We start from the raw sequence: 16,709 nt of genomic DNA, 5'->3' as shown, positions 1-16,709 counted from the left end.
ATCACTTTTTCTTTTTACTGTAAAGCCTATATTATACTGTAATATTTTAAAAGGGCTATGCCCACTGCATAAGATACTATTGAAAAAACAAAAGATGCCGTTATTATCTGTGAGGTTAAATTTGCATCTGAACCCATTTGCTTACCCATAATAAAACAATTCAATGCGCAAGGAGTGCCAAAAAATATATATGCTACAACAAGTTGCGAATTTGTAAAACCTATTAAAAATCCAACAGGTACTAAAATAGCCGCTCCAATTACGTCTTTAATTAAAGTATCTACACAAATAATCATAACATCAGAAAAAGTTCCGTTAAAATTCAAAGAACCTCCTATTAAAATTAGAGATAATGGAGTACATAACTTTGCAATAATACTTGCTCCGGACTCAACTCCACTATAAATAGGAATGTTCAAAAACTTTACACATAATCCAAGTACTATTGCAATTATCATAGGATTTTTTATTACTTTAATAAAAAAATCTGTAATACTCAATTTCTTATCTCCGTAATAAGTTAAAAGTATAATTGCAAGCATATTATAGAGTGTAAGCCCAAAAATTATTACTATTAAAATTGAATCCATTGCAGGTTCCGAAAAAATTAAATCTAATATTGGTATTCCTATATACACAAAATTAGATCTATATGAACAATGTACAAATGCCGATAATTTTTTCTTATCTTTTATAAAAAAGTAACCCGAAATCCAAGAAAGTCCAAAAATTAAAAGAGTTCCCAAAAGTAAATATAAAACATATTTTATATCCAGCGAGTTGACCTTGGAATTTTTTATATCAAAAAATAGTTTCGCCGGAAGTGCAACATAAAAAACAAGAGTAGTGCTCTTGGAAATAAAATTTTCATCTAAAATTTTTTTAGTTTTTAAAAAATATCCTACAAAAATTACGAAGAATATAGGGAAAATTATATTTAATCCTATTTGTAAATTTTCCAAAAAACCACCTCTGTTGAAAATTATATATCAAATCAAATAATATGTAAACTTTTAAGGAGCATAAAAAAACCGTTACAAATGTAACGGTTTTTTATTATATAAGGATTAATACCATCCTCTTAACTTCATAGCTGTATCTATTGATTTAATAGCATACATATAAACAGCTTCTCTTAATGGTACTTTATATTCATCAGCAATTCCAAATACTCCGGAAATAGCTTTCATCATATCAGCTTCTTGTTTTTCTTCTACTTCTGCTTCTGTCCAATAATATCCATATTGATTTTGAACCCATTCATAATAAGAAACTAATACTCCACCTGAGTTAGTTAAAATATCCGGTGTAAGAGCTATTCCTCTTTCAGTAAGAACCTTATCTCCTTCTGGAGTAGTAGGTCCGTTAGCTGCTTCACAAACTAATTTAGCGTTTATAACCTTTGCTCTATCGCCAGTGATTACATTTTCAAGTGCAGCAGGTACTAAAATATCATATTCTTTTGCCCAGAATTCTTCATCAGAAATCTTAGTTGCTCCAGGGAATCCGATTAATGTCTTATGTTCGTTCTTATATGCAATTAATTCTTTGAAAGACATTCCGTTTTCATTGTATAGTGCATAGTTTCCTTCTTTTTTATCCCATTCAGCTATTGCACAAACTTTTCCGCCTTGTCTTTCAATATTCTTAACTGTGAAAGAACCTACGTTACCAAATCCTTGAACGGCAATCTTAGCATCAGCTATATCAATTCCAAATCTCTTAGCAGATTCTCTAACAACTACTGCAACACCGAATCCTGTTGCTTCATTTCTTCCTTCTGAACCGCCAAATGCAATTGGCTTTCCTGTGAATGTACCAAGGTCCATTCTTTCGCCATTTAATTTTACATATTCATCTACAAACCAGCTCATAATTTGTCCGTTTGTATTTACGTCCGGTGCAGGTATATCTATTCTATCTCCAAGATATTTATAAAGTCCTCTTACCCAACCTCTTGAAAGTTGTTCTAATTCTCTTTGTGATAATTCTGAAGGATCTACACAGATTCCTCCCTTTCCACCACCATATGGAAGTCCTAAAGCTCCACCTTTAAATGTCATCCAAAGTGAAAGTGCCTTTACTTCGTCCATGTTTACATTTGGATGGAAACGAACTCCTCCCTTAGCAGGACCTACTGCATCTGAGTGAGCACTTCTCCAACCCTTAAATACTTTTAGAGAACCGTCATCCATTTTTACAGGAATTGAGATTTCAATAACTCTCTTTGGCTCTTTTAAAAGTTCATATACTGCCGGATCACAGCCTAATTTTTCACACGCTACTCTTACTTTCTCTTGTGCAGCTACTAATGGATTTAAAGTATCTGTCATGTTAAACACTCCTTTAATTTTAATTAAGATAAAATCTTATCTTTAATCTACTATTGCCATTTCACATAATGGTAACAATTTCATACACACTAATTATAGCAAATACTATATATAATTTCAACTTTACTGAAATTATTGGCAAACATTAATAAAGCTCTATTATTAGCCTTTTAAATCAACTTTACGAATTTTGTCAAGTAAAATACGCTTAATTTTTTTGTTAATTTTTTTATATTTACAACTTTATTTTTATCAGTTATTCTCTTCCAAGAAAATAATAGCCTCCTGCAACTAACAACCCTCCAATAATATTACCTATCGTCGAGGGTACTAAATTATTCATAATCATTGCAATAGTAATCTCAGGTGACATAGCTTTTGCTATTATAAAGCAAGTCATATTTGCAATGCTGTGCTCAAATCCGAGTATTACAAAAGGCATTATGCACCAAAATACCATTATTAATTTTGCACTTTCACTTTTCATTTTTATACAACATAGAACAGCAAGACAAACTAATATATTACACATTATTCCTTTAAAAATCATCGGAACAAACGCAAAACTCGCCTTTACTTTTGCAAGTTCTATAATTGCATTACAAACTCCGGAGTCTTTTATTCCTGTTCCCATATATAAAAAACTAACTAATAAAGCTCCTAAAAAATTCCCTATGTATGATAAGGCGCATACCTTTATAGCATCTGATGTTCTTATTGTCTTAGTCATAGCACCTGTTGAAAGTACAAGTACATTTCCTGTAAATAAATCCCCTCCTGCCATAATTACAAGAGACAATGCAAGGGAAAAAATAAATCCATTTGTAAATTTTACAACCGGAAAATCAAGTCCTCCAAATACAGAAATAGATGCTCCCATACTAATCAATCCAAGCCCGACAAAAAATCCTGCCAGCATTGATGATATAATATACTTAATTTTGGAGCTGTCATATATCTTAAACTTATTTAAGGCACCTCCGGAAATATTTTTTATAATCTCTGCATACATAAAATCCCACCTCAATTAGTTTATGTTAAAACTATAACTTTATTGTGTCTAAAATATGTCGAATATTTAACAAATTTAAATTAAAGCAAAAAATCTTTCCCGGTTTCTCGAGAAAGATTTTTAAGTTTAAATTCAAACAAATTTATTTAACGGATTCTCTTGCATCAAGAATTTTTTGTTCAAATTTTTCATATTCTTTTTGTGCATCACTAAGTGATATTTCAGTAAAGCATAACTTATTCATAGCGCCCATTTGTGCAATTTTTGCGATATCTTCTTTTATTATAGTTCCAATTTTAGTATATCCGCCTGTTGTCTGCCTATCAGCCATTAAAATTATAGGGTGTCCATCAGAAGGAACTTGTACTGCACCCATTACTGTTCCATCAGATATAATATCTGCCGCTGTTTTATGTTCAAGTGCTGCACCGTCAAGCCTTACACCCATTCTATCTATATTTTTTGTAAGTGTATATCCTCCCGATCTAAACAATTTTTTAATTCCATCTTCAGTAAAGTAATCATCTTGCGGTCCAAGTACAACTCTTATAACATTAAATTTATTTATTTGAGCTTTGTATTTATCCGGTAAAATTTTTCCTTCTTTGGCAGCTTCATTTACCTTTACTTCAAATTCATCTCCTGCTTTTAACGGTCGTCCTTCATATCCTCCGATTTTACTCTTAACTAATGTTGACTTACTTCCATTCACTACAGGAACATCTATTTCTCCGCCAAATGCAAGATATGCTCTAACTCCATCTATAAGTTTTCCAAATGATAGTGTACTGCCCGCTCCTATTTTATAGCTTTCATACATATTTATAGGAACTCCATCTATCTTAGGACTTACATTTGCACCTGTGACTGCTATTACTACCTCGTCTTCAAATTTCAACATAGGTCCCAAATATGTTATCTCTAAAACCGCTTCTCCTCTTTTGTTTCCTGTCAAAGCATTTGCAAGTTCATAAGAGTATTCATCCATTACACCCGCAGGTGCTATACCAAATTTTTGATATCCTATTCTTCCATAGTCCTGAACTGTGGTGTAAATGCCTCCGTTTAAAACCTTAATCTTAGCCATTCAGCTCACCTCTATCCACAGTTTTTATACTAACTTCATATGTTCCGTTTTCAACTTCCGACTTTATCTTTTCATATTCAGCTTCATCTATTTTTACATATCTGATATAATCACCTGCATTTATAAACACAGGAGGATCATTAGCCTCATCATATAATTTCAGCGGAGTTCTTCCTATTAACTGCCAACCTCCCGGTGAATCGGAAGGATACATCCCTGTTTGAGCTCCTGCTATTCCGACAGAACCACCTGGAATTTTGAGCCTTGGGCTTTTTAATCTAGGTGTTGCTATTCTCTCGTCCATTCCACCAAGATAAGTGAATCCCGGTGCAAATCCCATCATATATACCAAATAGTCTGTTCCTGTATGAATTTCTACTACTTCTTCTTCATTTAATCCTGAATGTTCAGATACAAATTTCAAATCAGGGCCATATTCACCACCATAAACTGTAGGTATTTCTATAAGTCTTATTGTATCTCCGTCTGATTCTTCCTTATGCTTTTCAAATTCACGAAGTTTCTCTACAAGTTCATCATATTTTATAATCAATGGATTATATGAAACAGTTATAGATCTATATGTTGGAACAAGTTCAACTATTCCCTCAATATTACTTTTTTCAATTTTTTCAATAGTCATTCTAATGCGAGAGTTTATATCTTTTGAAATCTCATTACCAAATTCCATAATAAGAGCTCTATCTCCCGCAATAAGATATTTAACATTATTATACATTTAATCACTTCTCCTTAGAAGAATGTTGACATCTTACTAACAAATGTTGTAACTCCTATATATGCAGATACTACAGTAACTACCCAACCTAAATAGAATAATATATTTGAATGAACATATTCTCCAACTATTGATTTCTTTTTACTTGCTATAAGCATTACTGCAAGTGTTATAGGTAAAATCAATCCATTTAGCGCTCCTACTAATACAAGTAATTTTTGTGGTTGTCCGATAAATATAAATATAATTGTTGAAAAAACTATAAAAAGTATTGTTACAAGATTCGCTCTTTCTCCTATTGGCTTAAATAATGTTTTTAAGAAAGATACTGATGTAAATGCTGCTCCTACTACTGATGTAAGTGCTGCAGCTGTAAATACTATACCGAATATCTTGTATCCGATTTCACCACTCGCAATTCTAAACGCAGATGCTGCAACATTTTTCTCATCAAGTACTCCACCGCTATTTATTACTCCAAGAACTGCTAAGAATAAAAGAATTCTTACTACAAGTGCTACTACTATACCAAGTGTCGCCGATTTATTTACTTCACTTAAATTTTCTTCTCCTGTTACTCCGGCATCAATTAATCTGTGACCGCCTGAAAATACTATATATCCACCTACTGTTCCTCCAAGAAGTGTTAATATTGCAGGAACTGTTGCTCCCATATCTGATGGAGCTACCATTCTCTTTGCAGCTTCTGATACAGGAGGAGCTGTTGTAGCACAAACATAAGCTATAAGTATAATCATTGCCGCTCCTAAAATTTGTGTAAGTTTATCCATAGCCTTTCCTGCTGACTTAGATGTGAAAATTATTACTCCGAGTATTCCTCCGATTGCCGCTCCAACCTTAGGATCTAATCCGAAAATTACATTTATTCCAAGTCCTGCTCCACCGACATTACCGATGTTGAAAGCAAGTCCGCCAAGTGCTACAAGAAATGCAATAAAATATCCAAGTCCTGGTAATACCTTATTTGCAATGTCCTGTCCTCTAAGCTTTGATACTGCAATAACTCTCCATACGTTTAACTGAGTTATATAACTCATAACTATTGACACTAATATTACAAATGCAAAATCAGCCTTTAATCCATTTGTAAATGTAGCTGTTTGAGTCATAAATCCAGGCCCAATAGCTGATGTCGCCATCAAAAATGCCGCTCCTAGTAATACAGAAAGGTTTCCTTTTTTATTTTTTTCCATAAATATTTCCTCCTATTTTATAAAGTCTTGTATTGGAGCAATTGTTATACCCGCTTCTGCTAATCCCGCTCTTATTTGCTTTACAAATTCAATCGCATGAGGATTATCTCCGTGTACACATATAGAATCTGCCTTTATGTCTATCTCTTCCCCTGCTGCTGTTGTTACTTTTCCTTCTTTAATCATTCTTATAACTCTTGGAATTGCATCTTTAGGATCCTTTACAAATGCACCCGGTAAACTTCTGTTAACTAAAGAACCGTCTACATTATATCCTCTATCGGCAAATACCTCTTCTGAAACTCTGAAACCTCTTTCTTTTCCGGCTTTAGCTATGTAGCTTCCACTTAATACCATCAATATTATATCCTTATCCAAAGCTTCAATCCCATCAAGAATTGCATCTGCAAGTGCTTTATCTGCGCATGCCTTGTTATAAAATCCACCATGCAATTTCATATGTTGAAGTTTTATACCGTGAGCTTTTGTAAACGCTATCAATGCACCTGTCTGGTATAGCATATAACATCTTGCTTCTTCGGGAGTAATTGCCAAGTTTCTTCTACCAAATCCAAGTAGATCAGGATATCCGGGATGTGCCCCTACATTTACCCCGAATTCTTTTGCAAGTTTAACCGTCTTATCCATAATTAAAGGATCTCCTGCATGCCATCCACAAGCAAGATTAATGCTCGTAACATGCTTTATAATTTCTTCGTCCATTCCCATCTTATATGCGCCATATCCTTCTCCAATGTCGCTATTAAGATCTACATAATAAGTCATAAAATTACCTCCCGTCATATTTTGATACTTCGTACTGCTACTCTTATAATAAACTAAATTCTTTTTTTTGTAAATATACATTTTATCTATATTACACTTATTTAATATATAGAAATATAATTACCAAGTTATCATAAAATACCTATGAAATTTTTAATTCATTATTTCATTTTTTTGATTCAGATATATTTTTACAGGTATATTATATGCTTATCCGCTTTATATCCGATTTACAAAAATAAGATAGCTGTAAAGCTATCTTACTTCATTATAATCTTCAAATAATTTACTCAGGAAAAACACCCCGACAAAATCGGGTCCTGTATGTGCTCCAATAACTGTTCCGAGCTGGTTACAATAAATTTGTTGTTCAGATATATTATACTCGGATAATATATGATTTTTCAAACGCTCCGCAAACGAAACATCATCTCCATAAGCTATTATGATACTTTGATTTGTATTAAACTTTCCACCACTTTTCTTTGCAAGCTCTTCTGAAAGCTTTTTATATAAATTATTTTCTCCTCTCGCCTTATCAAGGGATGTTATTTTTCCATCTGTCTTTGTAAGTTCCATAATAGGTTTGATATTTAAGATCCCCCCTATTGCTGCACTTCCTTTTGAAACTCTACCGCCCCTTACTAAAAACTCTAAAGTTGTTACTGAAAATACATGTTCTTGATGAGCTTTTAAAAATTCAAGCGCATTTAAAATATATTTTGAATCTCTTCCGTCTGCCGCCATCATCGCCGCCCTGTGAACCATAAGTCCAAGACCGCAAGTTGCACAAAATGAATCAAATACATGAATCTTTGCACTTTTGTATTTTTTTAAAACTTCTTCTCTAATTCTGAGTGCAGCATCATATGTCCCTGTAATTCCAGACGATAGAGAAATATAAATTATTTCTCTATTTTCAGATGCATACTTTTCAAAACATTGAATATAATCCATGTTCCCAACTTGACTTGTTCCATAAACTTTTTTATTTCTCATGTTTTTAAATAATTCATTCGACGATAGTTCATCATCTCCAAAGTACTCTTCTATGCCATCATTTACTGCTATTGGTAAAATTTCTATATCATATTTTTTTATATATTCTTTTGAAATATCACAACCGCCATCTGTTATTATTTTTATATTCATAACAAATCTCCCTAAATTTTAACTTTTGGCAAATGAAGATTTTTCTTCACTGCAAATATTCTTATAATTATAACTATCATTGCACTTAATATCATAACTGTATCTGCATCAAGTTTATCTATGAACAGTACATAAAAACATGCTCCAAAAAATGAAGCCACCGCATAAATTTGTTCTTTAAAAATTGACGGAATACTATTTGAAAATACATCTCTTATTATTCCTCCTCCGACTCCTGTTAACATGCCTACAAATATTAATAAAAATTCCTTTTCAGCATATCCTGTGCCAATAGCTGTATTTATTCCTGTTACAGTAAATGCACCAAGCCCTATTGCATCCAAAATCATCAAAAAATCTTCATATTTTTTTAGTGCCTTAGAATTTAGATAATCGGTTTTCACATAAAATATCATAAACAGTATTAGCGATGATATTAAAGCCTGAATTGCATAAGATGAATTTACAAACATTCCCGGAGGTGTTATCCCAAGTATTATATCTCTAACACATCCTCCGCCGAGTGCTGTTACTATTCCAAGTACAAGAATTCCGAATAAATCCATGCCCTTTCTTATCCCAACCATCGCTCCCGAGGATGCAAATGCAATCGTGCCTATAATTTCTAATACGGCATCTATTTCACTATAATTCAACATACTTAACCCCTAATAAATTATTTTATTTTTTGTATCAACTCATTTAACTCTTTAGCATTGTCAACGATATAATCCGCCTTACAATCAAGAAGCTCTTCTCTTGAACCATATCCCCATGTTACGCCTATGGACTTAATATCAGATTGCTTAGCTCCATTTATATCAGAATATCTATCCCCTATCATATATACTTTCTCTCTTGAACTAATTTCTAATTTTTTTAACACATATTCTATAACATCATGTTTTTTACTTCTTTCCGCATCTTCTGTAGCTCCACCTATAAAGTTGAAATATCTATCCATTTTTCTATTTTTTAAAATTTCAATAGACTGTTTTTCAGGCTTTGATGTAGCTACTGCAGCTATATTATCTCTTCTAATATACTCAAGTGCATCACACACTCCATCATAAAATGTATTTTCATATTGCCCTTTTGCTTTATAATATTGTCTAAAATATTCTATAGTTTTATCCGACAAATTTTTTGAAAATCCCAATTTATTTATAAATGTATCTTCAAGCGGAGGTCCTATAAAATTTTTTATATTATCTATATTGTAGTCTTTATATCCTATTTTTTCAAATCCATATAAAAATCCATTTATAATTCCCTCTTTTGTATCTAATAATGTTCCATCTAAATCAAATAAATAAACCATATTCACCTCAATAAAAAAATCACTCTTTATATTATACTAAAAAAAGTGATTTCTTTTTATTATTATTTTATTGTTTTATAAAATATTTTGTTAAATATTTTTATCTTTGCTTATTTCTTGCACATATACCTTATCTTCTGCACTGTTTAATGAAACTTGATTACTTTTAAAGAAATCATACTTTCGTATTTCTTCTTTTTTATCAGGCGGATATAATTCTATTATAAGTTCCCCAAAATTATTATCCACTTCTCTTTTTTTCTTAGTAATTTTTGAAGATACATTGATTTTTGATTTTTTATAAGGCATAATATCATACTTTTTTCTAACTTCAAGCATATTGGAACTGTCTTTTACAAACTCGAGCTGTAAACTCTCCTCTGAATTTTCATCTCCGATACAAATTTCGCCTTCTTTAAAAGAATTAAATATTCTATCGCTCTCTAAAATAATTTTTCTATCTTTTATTTCCGACATTAAAAATTTGTCCAAGTTCATTACCACTTCAGACGGAATATCAAAAATTTCATATACAACAGCTTTAATTGCTATTTTTGCTCCAAAACTGTTAAACTGAGCAGACTGTTTTACCTTTGCTATTGCATAATAGCTTTCGCTCCTCACCCAAATCAAATCATCTTTTTCTACTCTTTGTAACAGCACAATTAAATTAAAAATATTTTTTATACTACTATAATGCTCATATGCAGCAACAGATTCATAACTCATATTAAAAAATGTTTCATCTGCTATCCAATCAACAGGTATGGCTTGCATGTTTAACATAGTCTCAAAATTATTTTTATCCATTAAATTAAGCGTATATAACATATTTTTTCCCTTCTATAGGCTTCTCATCATTCCGAGCCTGAAATTTTTCCTTCTCAGAGTATCATCTATTGTTTCAATAAGACCGCTTATATCTTTATTTAAAGTTCCTCCAAGTAGTACATAATTTGAAGCATGATTTGATCTGAAAATCGTACCCTCGGAATCTACATTTTCTAAAAACAGTCTAATTTCATAAAGTATTTCTTCAGCCGAAGGCATTTCAAATTTTCCCGATATATAATCCTCATATATCGGAGCATTTTTATAAATTCTCATAGTCAAGTAACTCACATAATCAGGTTTGGTTTTTGTTATTAATTTTGCAGTATTAATTGCATTTTGTTTCCATTTTTCTCTGCCGCCAAGACCTGCAATTATCGTTATTGATGTTTGCATTTTAACCTTTTTGCACTTTTCCATTGCAGATATATATTCTTCTGTAGTAAGACCTTTTTTTATATCTGCTAAAATTTCATCATCTCCACTTTCAAACCCTATATAGAGCATTTTAAGTCCATTGTCATAAAGCTGTTTTAATTCTTCTACTGATTTTCTGTTAATATCTCCCGCAGTTGCATAAGATGAAATTCTATTTACATTTGGGAAATTTTTATTTATATACTCAAGCAGCCTTAACAAATCCGTTGTTTTTAATACAAGCGCATCTCCATCTGCTATAAACACTCTTTCAAATTGCGGAAAATAATCTCTTATAGTTTCAAGTTCTGCTATTATATCATCTATTTTTCTAATTATGAAAGGCTCATCTTTATACATATAACAAAATGTACAGTCATTATGAGAACAGCCTATAGTAGCCTGAATAATAAGTGATCTTGCTTCACTCGGAGGCCTAAATACATTTCCGTAGTAATTCATATTCTCTATTTCCTTTTTATATTTTTACCATGTTCTCCCAAAAGTTCTTCTTTAATCTTCCATAAGTCATAAGATAAATCAACTATATATTCTTGAGGATTATCAAGTCTTTTAGTTTCTTCCCATAGAGTTTCAAGTTCAACTTGAACTTTAGTTTTTATATCTTCAATATTCGGAAGTTCATAAACAAGCTTACCTTTATCATATATTCTTTCAAGCAGAGGCTTAGCTATAAAATTATTTAAAACTCTTCTCTTCCATGTATAAACAGGATGAAAAATTTCATATTCCTTAGAATCATCTATAATTTCATCATGAAGTGTAATAACATCTGCTATCGCCTTGTTTGTATCCTTATCATATAATCTATATAGTTGCTTAAATCCGGGATTTGTAATCTTTGCTACATTTTCCGAAATTTTTATTTTTGGAATCAGCTTTCCATCTTCTTCAATTGTTGTAAGTTTATATACTCCTCCGAATACAGGAGAACTTTTTGAAGTTATAAGTCTTTCACCAACACCAAATGAATCTATCTTTGCTCCTTGATGTAAAATATTTTGAATTGTAAATTCATCCAATGAATTTGAAATCATTATTTTTGCATCTTCAAACCCTGCCTCATTAAGCATTACTCTTGCTTTTTTAGTAAGATATGCTATATCTCCGGAATCTATTCTTATTCCCTTAGGTCTATTTCCGCTAGGAACTACAACCTCATTAAACACCTTAATGGCATTTGGTATTCCCTCTTTTAAAGTGTCATAAGTATCAACTAAAAGTAAACAATTTTGCGGATATACTTCTGCATATTTTTTAAATGCCTCATATTCGCTATCAAAAAGTTGTACCCATGAATGTGCCATAGTTCCAAGAGCCGGAACTCCATAAATTTTTTCTGCAAGGGTATTTGCCGTTCCAAGACATCCACCGATGTAAGCTGCTCTTGCCCCTAAATTCGCTCCTGTATATCCTTGTGCTCTTCTTGAACCAAACTCAACAACAGGCCTTCCATCTGCTGCTGATACTATTCTGTTAGCCTTTGTAGCAATCATAGATTGATGATTTATAGTTAATAAAATCATAGTTTCTACCATTTGAGCTTGAATAATAGGTCCTCTAACTATAATAAGAGGCTCTTGCGGAAAAGCAACTGTCCCCTCCGGAATAGCCCACACATCACATTCAAATTTAAAATTTCTCAAATATTCCAAATATTCTTCATTAAAAATTTTTTTAGTTCTTAAAAATTCTATATCCTCATCTGAAAAATGTAAATTTTCAAAATATTCTATAATTTGTTCAAGTCCTGCAATTATTGCATAGCTTGCATTATCAGGAACAGAACGAAAGAACATATCAAAATAAACTATTTTTTCTTTATATCCTATCTCAAAAAATCCATTACTCATGGCAAACTCATAAAAATCACATAATAATGTATAATTATTTTCATCAAATGACTTAGGCATTCTCCTACCTCCTATATATATTGTATTAATTATATAATTAAATATATAATGTTGCAACCTGTCACAGCTTTGCATAAAAAAGCCCTCTTAAATTTAAGAGGGTTTCTATTATACTGCAAGCTTTCCTGAATTTGATAAATAAGAACTTATTCTTTCAAGTGCGATTAACACTTTTTCAAAGATAAGACCGCTTTCCGGATCACAATCTCCTGTTTTCATTCGTTCCATATGATAATTTCTATATGTCGTTGTATAATTTTCGACTTTTTGATTAAAGAAACGCAATCTGTTAATTCTTTCAGCTTTTTCCAAATCTTCATCTATTGTATTAAACATTGTCATAATAGTAGTTTCTATTGCGTCAATTTCCGAAATAGATTCCTCACTATACTTAAGTTCTCTTTCAACACTTAACTTAGCGTTATCCGCTATCGATTTAATATGGTCTCCGATTCTCTCTATATCTCTTACAATTCGCATATATCCGGTGAAATTTGAAGCAAGCGTATCTTCCATAGGATTTCCCATAATATCTATGATATACTTTGTAATTTGAGAATTCAAATAATTTAAAATTTCTTCATTTCTAAAAATTATGTCAAATTTATCCGAATCATATTTAGAAAATATTTCCATTGATAATTTAAAATTTTCTTTTGCAATTTCAAACATTCTTGTTGTTTCTGCCCTGACATTTGTAAATACAAGTATAGGATCAGTAAACTTTCTGTCATTTATATATTTAAGAGATAAATCTTCAACCTCTTGATCTTTTCCTCTTATAAGATTGATTGCAAGCTTTGCAAGCAACTTAGAAAACGGAAACAATAAAATTGTCGTCATCAAATTAAAAAATGTATGCATATTTGCAATTTGTGCGGCAGGCAAATTTCTTGAAATGCTTTCTATAAATCTATCTATTGGAATTACAAAAGATAAGGCAACAAATATAATTGTACCTATCATATTGAATAAAACATGAACCGCAGCAGTTCTCTGTGCATTTTTACTTGTTCCTATAGCGGATAATACAGATGTTATACAAGTTCCTATGTTAAATCCGCAAACTATATACATAGATGATGTAAGACTTATTAAACCTTGATTGGCTATTGCCTGCAAAATACCAAGTGATGCTGCTGAAGCTTGAATTGCAGCGGTAATTGTTGTACCTGCAAGTATTCCCAAAAACGGATTTTGAAACTTAGTCATCAATGCTATAAATTCAGGTTCTTCTCTAAGAGGTGCCATTGAAGATGACATAAACTCCATTCCCATAAATAAAAATCCAAGTCCAATCAAAACCTGACCAAAATATTTAGGTTTGTCTTTTTTAAAACCCTTTAGCATACAAAAACCTATAAACGCTATTATAGGTGCAGATTTTGTTATATTAAGTGCTACTAATTGACCTGTTATAGTAGTCCCTATATTAGCTCCCATTATAATTCCGGCAGCTTGATATATAGTCATAAGTCCTGCATTTACAAATCCCACTACCATTACTGTTGTAGCAGATGATGACTGAATAATTGCAGTTACAACCACTCCAACTAATACTCCTTTAATTGGGTTTGACGTTAATTTCTCAATTACCGTATTCATTTTATTTCCGGCAACTAATTCAAGAGCACTGCTCATCAAATCCATACCGAATAAAAATAGTGCAAGTCCTCCCAGCAATCCAAAAAGATAAGTTATCGACATTTTTTCCTCCAAAATATATATCTACTCAATATAATAACTTATAAATAAATTTTTTCAACAAAATTTTTGTTCATTCTAAAATTAATTTAATTGTCTTATAAATATTTTTGTGTTAAATTAATTTATAGGTGATTAATATGAAAAAAAATAATTACTTTGACCTTCTGATTGAGCTTGGTGATCAAGCATCAAAAGCTGCAAGTATGCTAAATAGAATTTATAGTGAGTTTAATTACAATGATATGAAATATTTAATGATGGAGATGCATTCGATAGAACACAGCGCAGATTCGACTGTTCATAATTTAAATAAAAATCTGATTAACCAATATATGCTCCCTTTTAAAAAAGAAGATATATTCGCAATCGGAGAAGCTGTCGACTCAATCATAGACTCTATCGAAACTCTAACTCAATGTTTCTACACTTTTGCTATTAAGGAAATGCGAACTGATGTAAAAAATTTTATAGAAATTATTTCTGAAAGTATTTCCGTTATAAATGAAATGCTTAAAAAACTTAAATCACATAAGAATTTTAAAAGCTTAAAAGAATACATTGAAAAGCTTGAATACCTTGAAGATAAAGCCGATAAAATATATATTGAAACCACAAAAAATTTATTTAAAGAAGAAAATGATCCGATAGCATTAATGCAATGGGAAGAAATTATTCACCAGATGGAAAAATGCACCGACAAGTGCAAACATACGGGTATAGTTGTAAGCAAAGCATTTTTTAAAAGTATATAAATAAAGCAAGGGCATAACCCTTGCTTTATTATTTTATATTTTCAATATAAGTTTCATCATTCAACATTTCATTTAATATAACTTCATCTGTTGTCTTCATTCCATATCTTGCTATATGTCCTACCGTTTTAATAGTACTGTCCAAATCAGCTTTTACAATTCCGTCTCCGGCTTCAAATGAATTTTCACTCTTTGCTTGATCATATGCCAAAAATGCATTTCTAAGACTTGATGCTATTTTCATAGCACATGACGGCTTTGCTCCGTCACAGATAAGTCCCGAATTTACAGCTAAGGCATTTGATAAAGTTTCTTTTAGAACTTCTCTTTTTTCACCTTTTAGTATTCCTACTCCACAAACAGAGGCAGCAGCTGCCGAAACAACTCCGCAATATGCAGACAATTTTCCGATTCCCTGCTTCATATATAATCCAATAAGATTTGCAAATATAAGCGCTCTGTACAAGCTATCGTCACTAACATTATTTTCCTTTGCATATACAATTATAGGAACAGCTACCGTTATCCCTTGATTTCCTGAACCGGAATTTATTACAACAGGTTTTTCGCATCCGCTCATTCTTGCATCAGAACCTGCACTTGCATAGGCAACAAGTCTTTCCGAATAGTTTTTTGAATAATTATCAAGTATAATGCTTCCAATATTTGAGCCCCACTGATTATCTAATCCCTCTTTAGCTATATCATAATTATAATCTATCTGCATATCCAATATATTTTTAATTTCAGAATAATCTACATTTTTTGAATAATCATAAATTTTATCAAAATCAAATTCTATTTCTTCTTCTATTGTCCTTTCTGAACTGCCTTTAAATAAAATTTCACTATTTTTTTCAATTAAAGTTATATTAGTGTGTCCGCCCTCTATTACAACTCTTGCATAGTCGTCATCTTTTTTTACTTTTATATCTATGTAGAGTCCTGCTATACCTTCTTCTAAATTAATTTTACAGATACCATCTTCAATTAACTTGTCACATTCTATTAACTTAGATTTATCTATTCCCGCCAATACTTCAAGTTCTTTATCAGCATCTCCAAGTAACGCTCCGGATACAATCGAAATTTCAAGTCCTTTTCTTCCATCAGTTCCGGGAACCTTTACTGAGTTCGCATTTTTTATAATATTTCCCGAAACATTAGCCTCAATTTTATCAGGCACATTATTTAAAACTCTTGCCGCCTTTGCAGAAGCATACGCCAAGGCTATCGGTTCTGTACATCCAAATGCAGGTATTAGTTCTCTCTTTAATAATTCTGTATAATTCATTAAATTCTCCTATCATTTTTGTTACTGTGTATATATTCTAATATATAATTTCAAAAAAATGAACCCTAATTTTAAAATAGACTCTTAATGGGATTCTGAATTAACAAAATATTGAAACAAGGTAAAAATA

16 protein-coding genes are annotated in these 16,709 nt (G+C 31.5%); 1 reads left to right on the top strand and 15 read right to left on the bottom strand.

What is annotated here, in order from left to right; all coding sequences use genetic code 11:
- Positions 1-26: 26 nt before the first annotated feature.
- The 14 genes from M915_RS06880 to M915_RS06815 all read right to left on the bottom strand — a co-directional run bounded on the left by M915_RS06880 (position 27) and on the right by M915_RS06815 (position 14,533).
- Positions 27-962, bottom strand: a complete 936-nt coding sequence (locus M915_RS06880; protein WP_036730535.1) for an AEC family transporter — start codon at positions 960-962, stop codon at positions 27-29.
- Between the two features lie 105 nt (positions 963-1,067).
- Positions 1,068-2,333 (bottom strand): Glu/Leu/Phe/Val family dehydrogenase, encoded by a 1,266-nt coding sequence (locus tag M915_RS06875; protein WP_009221719.1) that lies wholly within the window; start codon positions 2,331-2,333, stop codon positions 1,068-1,070.
- 256 nt (positions 2,334-2,589) lie between these two features.
- Complete coding sequence (locus tag M915_RS06870; protein WP_009221718.1) at positions 2,590-3,345, bottom strand: formate/nitrite transporter family protein; 756 nt, start codon at positions 3,343-3,345, stop codon at positions 2,590-2,592.
- 142 nt (positions 3,346-3,487) lie between these two features.
- Positions 3,488-4,432 (bottom strand): 5-oxoprolinase subunit C family protein, encoded by a 945-nt coding sequence (locus M915_RS06865; protein ID WP_036730533.1) that lies wholly within the window; start codon positions 4,430-4,432, stop codon positions 3,488-3,490.
- A complete protein-coding gene (gene pxpB / locus M915_RS06860) occupies positions 4,425-5,171 on the bottom strand; it encodes a 5-oxoprolinase subunit PxpB (RefSeq protein WP_009221716.1) in 747 nt (248 codons plus the stop codon). The genes M915_RS06865 and pxpB overlap by 8 nt, the downstream gene beginning before the upstream one ends.
- Before the next feature lie 14 nt (positions 5,172-5,185).
- Entirely contained in the window at positions 5,186-6,385 is a 1,200-nt protein-coding gene (locus tag M915_RS06855; protein ID WP_036730532.1) for an NRAMP family divalent metal transporter, read from the bottom strand.
- Between the two features lie 12 nt (positions 6,386-6,397).
- Positions 6,398-7,171: a LamB/YcsF family protein gene (locus M915_RS06850; RefSeq protein ID WP_036730531.1), complete on the bottom strand. Its 774-nt coding sequence runs from the start codon at positions 7,169-7,171 to the stop codon at positions 6,398-6,400.
- A gap of 255 nt (positions 7,172-7,426) precedes the next feature.
- Positions 7,427-8,323: a DegV family protein gene (locus M915_RS06845; RefSeq protein WP_036730530.1), complete on the bottom strand. Its 897-nt coding sequence runs from the start codon at positions 8,321-8,323 to the stop codon at positions 7,427-7,429.
- A gap of 11 nt (positions 8,324-8,334) precedes the next feature.
- Positions 8,335-8,982, bottom strand: a complete 648-nt coding sequence (locus M915_RS06840) for a trimeric intracellular cation channel family protein (RefSeq protein ID WP_036730529.1) — start codon at positions 8,980-8,982, stop codon at positions 8,335-8,337.
- 17 nt (positions 8,983-8,999) lie between these two features.
- Positions 9,000-9,644 (bottom strand): HAD hydrolase-like protein, encoded by a 645-nt coding sequence (locus M915_RS06835; protein WP_036730528.1) that lies wholly within the window; start codon positions 9,642-9,644, stop codon positions 9,000-9,002.
- 90 nt (positions 9,645-9,734) lie between these two features.
- Complete coding sequence (locus M915_RS06830; RefSeq protein ID WP_036730526.1) at positions 9,735-10,475, bottom strand: hypothetical protein; 741 nt, start codon at positions 10,473-10,475, stop codon at positions 9,735-9,737.
- A gap of 12 nt (positions 10,476-10,487) precedes the next feature.
- Positions 10,488-11,354: a radical SAM protein gene (locus M915_RS06825; RefSeq protein ID WP_036730524.1), complete on the bottom strand. Its 867-nt coding sequence runs from the start codon at positions 11,352-11,354 to the stop codon at positions 10,488-10,490.
- 5 nt (positions 11,355-11,359) lie between these two features.
- Positions 11,360-12,826, bottom strand: coding sequence for a nicotinate phosphoribosyltransferase (locus tag M915_RS06820; RefSeq protein WP_036730522.1), 1,467 nt, complete (start codon positions 12,824-12,826; stop codon positions 11,360-11,362).
- Positions 12,827-12,934: 108 nt separating this feature from the next.
- Entirely contained in the window at positions 12,935-14,533 is a 1,599-nt protein-coding gene (locus tag M915_RS06815) for a Na/Pi cotransporter family protein (protein WP_009221707.1), read from the bottom strand.
- Between the two features lie 137 nt (positions 14,534-14,670).
- On the opposite strand from M915_RS06815, the gene M915_RS06810 reads away from it, so the two are divergent.
- The gene (locus M915_RS06810; protein ID WP_036730520.1) at positions 14,671-15,285 is read left to right on the top strand and encodes a DUF47 domain-containing protein; all 615 of its coding nucleotides are present in this window, start codon (positions 14,671-14,673) and stop codon (positions 15,283-15,285) included.
- 28 nt (positions 15,286-15,313) lie between these two features.
- Here M915_RS06810 and M915_RS06805 read toward each other — a convergent pair whose 3' ends face one another.
- Entirely contained in the window at positions 15,314-16,579 is a 1,266-nt protein-coding gene (locus M915_RS06805) for an L-cysteine desulfidase family protein (protein ID WP_009221705.1), read from the bottom strand.
- Between the last annotated feature and the right edge of the window lie 130 nt (positions 16,580-16,709).

Source organism: Peptoniphilus mikwangii, from assembly GCF_000468535.1.
GTDB lineage: Bacteria > Bacillota > Clostridia > Tissierellales > Peptoniphilaceae > Anaerosphaera > Anaerosphaera mikwangii.
Note: the sequence above shows the minus strand (reverse complement) of the source record. Positions and strands in the feature narration are given on the sequence as shown.